The sequence below is a fragment of the Microcystis sp. M090S1 genome (assembly GCF_020246295.1).
Taxonomy (GTDB): Bacteria; Cyanobacteriota; Cyanobacteriia; order Cyanobacteriales; family Microcystaceae; genus Microcystis; species Microcystis aeruginosa.
Window position 1 is genome coordinate 1 of record NZ_JADBTF010000429.1, and the last position, 7,557, is coordinate 7,557.

General features: G+C 42.4%; 6 protein-coding genes. 1 reads left to right on the forward strand and 5 read right to left on the reverse strand.

What is annotated here, in order from left to right; all coding sequences use genetic code 11:
* Window positions 1–164 precede the first annotated feature (164 nt).
* From IM477_RS18870 to IM477_RS18890, 5 genes are all read right to left on the reverse strand, one after another.
* A complete protein-coding gene (locus tag IM477_RS18870; RefSeq protein WP_287733040.1) occupies window positions 165–2,915 on the reverse strand; it encodes a glycerol-3-phosphate acyltransferase in 2,751 nt (916 codons plus the stop codon).
* A 203-nt stretch (window positions 2,916–3,118) separates the two neighbouring features.
* Entirely contained in the window at window positions 3,119–3,733 is a 615-nt protein-coding gene (locus IM477_RS18875; protein WP_287733041.1) for a Uma2 family endonuclease, read from the reverse strand.
* 78 nt (window positions 3,734–3,811) lie between these two features.
* Window positions 3,812–4,000 carry a hypothetical protein gene (locus IM477_RS18880; RefSeq protein ID WP_287733042.1) on the reverse strand — a complete coding sequence of 63 codons (189 nt, stop codon included), beginning with the start codon at window positions 3,998–4,000 and terminating at the stop codon, window positions 3,812–3,814.
* A 93-nt stretch (window positions 4,001–4,093) separates the two neighbouring features.
* Window positions 4,094–4,747, reverse strand: a complete 654-nt coding sequence (locus IM477_RS18885; RefSeq protein ID WP_287733043.1) for a HupE/UreJ family protein — start codon at window positions 4,745–4,747, stop codon at window positions 4,094–4,096.
* A 14-nt stretch (window positions 4,748–4,761) separates the two neighbouring features.
* The gene (locus tag IM477_RS18890; protein WP_287733044.1) at window positions 4,762–5,688 is read right to left on the reverse strand and encodes a class I SAM-dependent methyltransferase; all 927 of its coding nucleotides are present in this window, start codon (window positions 5,686–5,688) and stop codon (window positions 4,762–4,764) included.
* A 218-nt stretch (window positions 5,689–5,906) separates the two neighbouring features.
* On the opposite strand from IM477_RS18890, the gene IM477_RS18895 reads away from it, so the two are divergent.
* On the forward strand, window positions 5,907–7,103 hold the full coding sequence (locus IM477_RS18895) for a homocysteine biosynthesis protein (RefSeq protein ID WP_012265086.1): 1,197 nt from the start codon (window positions 5,907–5,909) through the stop codon (window positions 7,101–7,103).
* Window positions 7,104–7,557: the final 454 nt, after the last annotated feature.

Sequence of the window (7,557 nt, forward strand, 5' to 3'; positions counted from 1 at the left end):
ACTTTTAGACTTTTTGTCAATCAAAAAGTACCAGATATGGGAGTGATCGGGGGGAAAATTCAGGGACTTTTTCCCTGAAAATTAGGTAATTGACCTCCTCAAAATCGGGAAAACCCTACACCCTACACCCTACACCCCACACCCCACACCCTGTCCCCTAATGCCTAGAGAATTTCAATAATTCCTTGACTGCCATCAAGACGAATTAATTGACCATCTTTTAACAATTTCATGGCATTATGCACATCCATAACCGCGGGAATTCCGTATTCTCTGGCAATAATAGCACCATGGGATAATTGTCCCCCCACCTCGGCAATAATTCCCACAGCCCGGGATAATAAAGGCGACCATCCTGAGTCAGTATAGGGAATAACGAGAATAGTATTAGGGGCAATTTCTAGATTTTGTAAGCTGGGCATAATTTTGATTCGTCCCTCCACTGTCCCCCCACTAGCGGCAATTCCCTGTAAGCGTTTTTTGGCAGTTAAATTTGAAACTAAAAATTCTCTTTTCGGGGGTTGTCCATAAACGATGTAGGGAATATCGGTTAATTGAGAGTTTTCTTGGAATTGTTGGCGACGCTGGCGGATAATCTGGTTAAGATTGGCGATTTTATTATTCTGACCCAACTGGGTAACTTCTGAGTAATTTAGATAAAATATATCTCCCGTCTCCGATAATATTTGCTGCTGTAACCAGAGGGTTTCTAAAGCGAGAAAATGCCAGCGTAGGTGAGCTAAAAGACGGGAGTAAATTTCAGTCACTTGGTTTTTGATATTTAATCTTTTTTGGACAGTATGGGAAGATTTAACTTTTTTATGGCTATTATTACCCGGACTATCTAAGGGGAGTTGTAGCAGCTCTTGGGGATTTTCTCGCCATCTCGGTATGGAAATATCAGTCCCCACTTCGCTTAAATAACCGTAGGTTTCTAACCAGAGGGAAAAAGCCGAGTCAAAATCTCGATCGATCGTATTTTTTCTCAGTTCAGATAGCGATCGTATTGAGGCTATTTCTGGTGCTTGGGAGTTATCCAATCTCTCAAAAGGTACTTGCGAAATACTGCGACGCAAGGCGAAGCTAAGAGGGGCAAGAATACTATAATAGGTAGCTTTTTTTAAGACGGTTAAAATCTCCTCAATTTGCTCTAAAATCTCCCCTGAAGATAAAGCTTCTGGGGAAGTAGCGTTAATTTTTTTGAGCGTCGGGATAAAATAGTTTTTTTGATCTTGGCTAAAGTCTTTTTCTAACTGTAATTCCCGTCCTAAAAGTTTTAATAAACCAGGGGAATTAGCCAAGGTTGCCGTTAAAGGTGGTTTGGTAAACTTTGCCCCTTTGGTCAGGAATTCTAAGCTTTCTGGAGGTAATCCCATGCGACGGAAAATTGTTCCTAACAAAGAAGCATTAAAATAGGCTCTTTGATAGTGTAAAGTCGCTGTTTCATTGAAGTCCAAATCGAGGGCTTTTTTGTCTAAAACTAACTGGAAAATATCTCCCCAAACTCCACAGGTTAAAGGACGATTAATTGACCAAGGCAAAGGACGAATCACCCCGGGGATAACTTCAGCCGCGATTTTTCTTGTCCAAATTGGCTGTAAATTAGTGATAGGACGGCACTGTAATAACCATAATTTTCGTCCGTCATGAGTCCATTCTATATCTTGGGGAATGCCATGATCAAGGTTTTCTAATTGCCGACAAAGATTAGCTACCTGTTGAATAATAGCCGGGGGAATATCTCCCGCTCCGATGATAATATTTTCTTCTAAATTAACTCGATAACTTTCGGGGGTGATTCTTCCCGATACAACTCTGGTGGCATCTCCGGGTAAAGCTTCAATAACTACATCTAAACTGAGAGGATTAATCGGATCACGACTGAAGGCAACTCCCGAAAAAACTCCTCGAATTTGTTCTTGGATTAACACAGCCATGGCCGTGTTTTCTTGACCTCGATCGAGTCGATAATTAAGAGCATTAGGACTATTATAGGAGGTTTGGCAACTTAAAATCGCCGCAGCTAAATTTTCTCGATCGATGACGTTAAGAATTGTAGTATATTGTCCCGCAGATGAGGCGGTTTCACTATCTTCTCCAATAGCGGAAGAGCGCACGACTAAGGGATGATTAATATCAGGATTAAGAGATTCTATTAACGGTTGTGGATCATCCCCCGGTGGTAAAATCCAACCCCTAGGAATGGGATAACCGGCACGCTTAAGATAGGCTAAAGTGGCGGCTTTTTGTCCCACTTTTGAAGCTGCTAGATTGTCATCAAGGGTTTGGAGCGATCGATCTCCACGAAAAAAACGAAACATAGTTTTTGATTCATTGTTAACACTTGCTTCGGGTAAGTCTAAATCGTCGGGTATTTTTTGAAAAATTGCCCCTAATAGACAGGCTAAAGCAATGGCAGTTGTAATATAACCCGAATCGTGGGGACGGCGCAAGGTGAGAATTAAAGCTAATAAAAATAATCCTACCAATCTACCCGTAGATTTTTCTCGAAAAATAGTAAAGCTAATCCCACTAATAATTGAGGCGAGAAAAACAGCGACAAAATCGTGAACGATTAATCCCCAGAAAACATTAGTAGTTCCCGCACCTTTTCCTAACCAATAGCGCCCCATGACTAAGGCAATTAAAGCTAATAATTCCCAAGTGGAGCCGGTGGGAAAAAATAAACGGGTTAGGAAAATAACGATAATTCCCTTGGCTGCTTCCGAAATTACCGCCAAAATTCCCACCAATTTACCCCCATGATAAAAAGCGGCAGTTACACCGATATTACCAGTACCTAATTGGGATAATTTACGTCCAGTTACGAGATAATTTATCCAATCGATCAGAGGCAATCCCCCGATTATAGGACAGACTAAAAAAATAAATAGGGAACCCCAAATTTCTCTCATTTAAAATGCGTCTTAGTTTACTATCTTGTCTTAGTAACGACCTTGAGAACATGAACACGAAAGCGATAAAATAAATTGAGTTTAATGGCTTAAAACCCAAGCAGATGGAGCAAATAAAGGCAATAATTGCGGATTTTAAGCGGCAAAATCAACCACTCAAACTGAAGAAAAAAGCGAAAAGAGTAAGGTGGACGATGCACACCCTACAGACTTAAGAAAATCTGATTGACAGTGAGATTTAATTCCGTGAAAGTCTGGGAAATTAGGCGATCACTGTCTCGAAATTGCCGAATTTGATATTCTTCCTCAACTAAGCAACAAACAGAGATTGTCGGTTGTTTAGGAGTGCCGAGAAAATTACGTCCACCCAAGGCTGCATAATCGACAATCCAATATTCAGGAATACCCATTTCTTCATAATCAGCAAATTTTAAGTAGTAATCATCACGCCAGTTAGTCGATACCACTTCAATGATCAGAGGGATAGATGCACCATCCCTAAGGATTGATTCTTTTTTCCATAATTTTTCCTGAGCGAGCTTGGTTCGATTTAGCACTAATACATCGGGAAAATAACCAGAATTTTTACCAGCAGGTCTGACAATCGCTTGGTTAGGAATTAAATAAGGAAGCCCTAGTCTATCAATTATTCCACTGAGTTTAACAGTTAAAAATCCTTTGATTTCCTCGTGTTCTCCTGCGGGTTGTGCCATTTCAATAATATTTCCCTTGTGTAGCTCATAACGCACTCCCGAATTTTCAGGCAGCCAAAGGACGAATTCCTCGAAATTAACAGTTTTAGGTAAAGTTTGGCTCATAGCTGGCAAAATAGCATTCTCTCTCTACTAACTTCCTTGGCTCTATTTTACCTTGAAGTAAGGTGGGCATTGCCCACCCTACAAACTCTCTACACAATCTGCGATCGCACTATCGCTGCCAAAAACGATGAGGACGAAACCAAAAATATAATTGGTAACGACGGCGAGGTTCTTGACGCTGCCACCGCTTAAAGCGATGGCAGCGTCAAAATTAAGCTTCTTGCTTAAGTTGACACCAATGGCAAGTGCTGCGCCCCTACATTGCACCTGGTGTGATTGGTGGGGGCGTATAGCGTACGCCCTTTCTTCGATCTCATAACCTCAAGAGAGCGATTAATAATTAGCCCTATCGAGATTAATTTACTTAACTCCCACTAAAAAAGTTGTACCGATCGCCATAATTGCCAATCCGATTAACTTGCTAATTAGAGTCGCTTGCTTGGCTAATTTTTCCTTAATGACACTGCCAAGGAAAAAAGCACCAGATGCGATCGCTAATTGGATCACGGTAAAACCGATTAAATAGGCAACTAAAGCGGCAACTCGCGCCCCGATAATTGATTCTCCGTAGGCATAACCGTGGAAAATTCCCGCAATCATTGCCAGAGTTGCCAGAGCGATCGTATAGAGATTAGAATGAGTTTGTAAACCTTTTTTCAGGGTTAAAATCACGCCAAAAATCACCACAGAAAGGGCAACAATCCCTTCAGGAAAAAGTAAATTTATTCCCTGTAAATGAATACCCGTACCGATTAAAGTGGCAATCGCAAAAGCGATCGGAATTAATAAACCCTGTTCCATACCCACAGCAATTAAACCACTAGCCACCACAAAAGCTAAATGATCTAAACCGATAACTGGGTGAGCTAAACCGGATAAAAATCCGTTCCAAAAATTATCGGGAGTTTGCCCTGCCATGGGATGATGGGCGAGGGTTTTGCTGGCAAAAATTAACAGGAAGATAGGGACAATAGTTAATATCTTTGTCCAACTTTGACGAAAAATTATCTTCATTGATTACCTCAAAATTATGATTCGGAAACCCGCGCAACAATCGCCCGGTGTCGGGGACTGGTGGGGGTAATGATCGGTGCTTGAAACCCCGCTTCAACTAATGCCTGTTCGATATCGAGAGTAAAATATTGATCGAGATAGGGTTCGGTACTCTTGAGTAAGGTTAGGACATAAGGGGGCATTTTTCGATAAATTTCCGAGCGCGGATTCATATCCATCAGCGTCAAATAACCCCCCGATCGCAATAAACGACGCGCTTCGGCGAAAATTTCTCTAGTAGCCTGTTGGGGTAGTTCGTGGAACATTAAAAACGAAGATACCAGATCGTAGGACTGACTGGGTAATTGAGTTTTTTCCGCAGCCGCGTGTTGCCATTGAATCGTCTTTTGTTTTTGTTGAGCTTGGTATTGGGCAACGGCTAAATAGTAGGGAGAGAGATCTAACCCAGTTACCCGCGCTTGAGGATAAGTATCTTGCAGTGCGAAGCTGCTCATGCCGACACTACAGCCTAAATCGACAATATCGTTAATTTCTGCCTTGATTTGCTCTTTCAATATCCGGTGATATTCCCGCCGCAATCGCGGATCGCCGTCCATCCCCGCCCCGGGCCAGATGGTAGAATGGACAGCATAGGCGGCAGATTCTACCTCAAAGGCTGGCAACCAGTCTAAATTGCCCTTTTCGTAAGCGTGGAAAGAACAAACGTAGTATTCGGGATAGACGAGATCGGGATTTTCTACCGCTTGCAGTTCCCAACTCCAATCCCGTTGCTGCCATTGTTTGACGTTTTCCCGCCAAGGTACGCCTAGTTTTTCGGCTCTTTTAATCATCATATTGCGCGCCTGATAGCGAGCGATGTCAAAAAGCGGTTTTATGCCGAGAATACGGTTAACTAGACCAGAAACAGGATTAAAGGAGGCCGGAACGGGTGTAACTGTCATAGAAAAGCTTCGATCGTAAATTTTCCCTTTTTTATCTTATAACAGTGATCAGTCATCAGTAATCAGTAATCAGTAATCAGTAATCAGTGAAAAGACAGCATTGTTACGGCCATTTAATACTGCTGAGTTAATACCACTCACTTAAAACCCAAATTTTCGATAACTGTTTACTGACAACAGCAAAAAGCTCCCTAACCACCATCTGTCCAATTTTTCTTATGAGAACAATCGCTGAAATCAACGACAAAATTGCTAAAAAAACGGCTGTAGTCTGGACAGTAGAGGAATTAAAAAGCCGCGTGAGCGAGATGGGAATTAAGGAGGTTTTTTCCCAAGTAGATGTGGTTTGTACGGGAACTTTTGAACCGATGGAATCTTCGGGGGCAATTATTAATTTAGGTCAGACGGATCCGCCGATAAAAATTCGTCAATGTTGGTTAGATGGGATTCCTGCTTATGCTGGTTTTGGGGCGGTGGATTTATACTTAGGAGCCAGCGCTATTAGTGATCTAGCGGCCAAAAATGAGAATTTAGAGGGAGAAAATCCCGAAAGGGGCGGCGGACATATTATTGAGGATTTAATCGCTGGAAAATCGATTCAATTGCGCGCTGTCGGCCAGGCCACTGATTGTTATCCTCGCACTTCTTTTGAAACGATTATTTCTAAGGAGACTATCAATCAATTTTATCTTTTTAATCCTCGCAATCTCTACCAGAATTTTATCGTCGGAGTCAATGGGGGAGAGCGGACTTTATATACTTATTTAGGACCACTACAGCCGAGATTAGGTAATGCAGTTTATTCTAACCCAGGGGCAATTTCTCCCCTGTTAAATGACCCCGATTTAGAGGCTATAGGCATCGGTACGCGCCTTTTTTTGGGAGGAGGAATCGGTTATATTGCCTGGGAAGGAACCCAACATTTTCCCCTGCAAAAACGCCTACAAAATCGAACTCCTATTGGACCGGCTTCCACCTTAGCCTTAATTGGTGATGCTAAACAAATGAATGCTCGCTGGGTGCGGGGTTGTTATTTCAAAAATTATGGGGCTTCTTTAATGTTAGGGGTAGCAGTACCGATTCCAATTTTAAGCGAGGAAATAGTTCGACATTGTGCGGTAAAAGATGAGGAAATTGTCGCTCCAGTGGTGGATTTTTCTATTCCCCGGCGAGTCCGTCCTACCTTTGGTTTAATCACCTACGCTAAACTAAAAAGCGGTCGGATTATGATCGAGGGAAAAAGTGTTAGGGTTGCTCCTTTGGCCAGTATTTCCTTGGCCCGGGAAGCCGCTTTAGAATTAAAAGCACTAATCGAATCGGGAGAATTTACCCTCACAGAACCCGTGGCAAAAATTAATCTAGAGCGGACTTTTATACCCCAGGATCGTTGGGGTGGAAAATTATCAATTGAGTGAGGAGTTAAAGGATTGCGTGCAGGTGGCACAACTACAATTAGGGTATGCTGAAAAACTTTTTCGTGGGGGCAGGGTGTGGGGTGTAGGGTTTTACCGGTTTTGAGGTGCCCAATTACCTAATTTTCAGGGAAAAAGTGCCTAAATTTTCCCCCCGATCACTTCAATGGCTGCCACTTTTTGATTTCAAAAAAGCCTAAAGATATTATCCAACAAGGTTTTTAGATTTATTCAGCCAACTCTAATTATTCATACTAAATCCGTCGAGTATAAGCTACATATCAGGAGAGGCACTCTTGCAAGTGGAGTGACTCTGAAATTATTACAGATGTATTAGCAGCTGCGTGTAAGCATCTCACCGAAAAACTAATGCGCTCCGGGGTTTGGGGGCGGCGCCACGCCCCCAACGGGGGGTTTGGGGGGTTCTACCCCCCAAAAGCTTGGATTGAGTGATAAA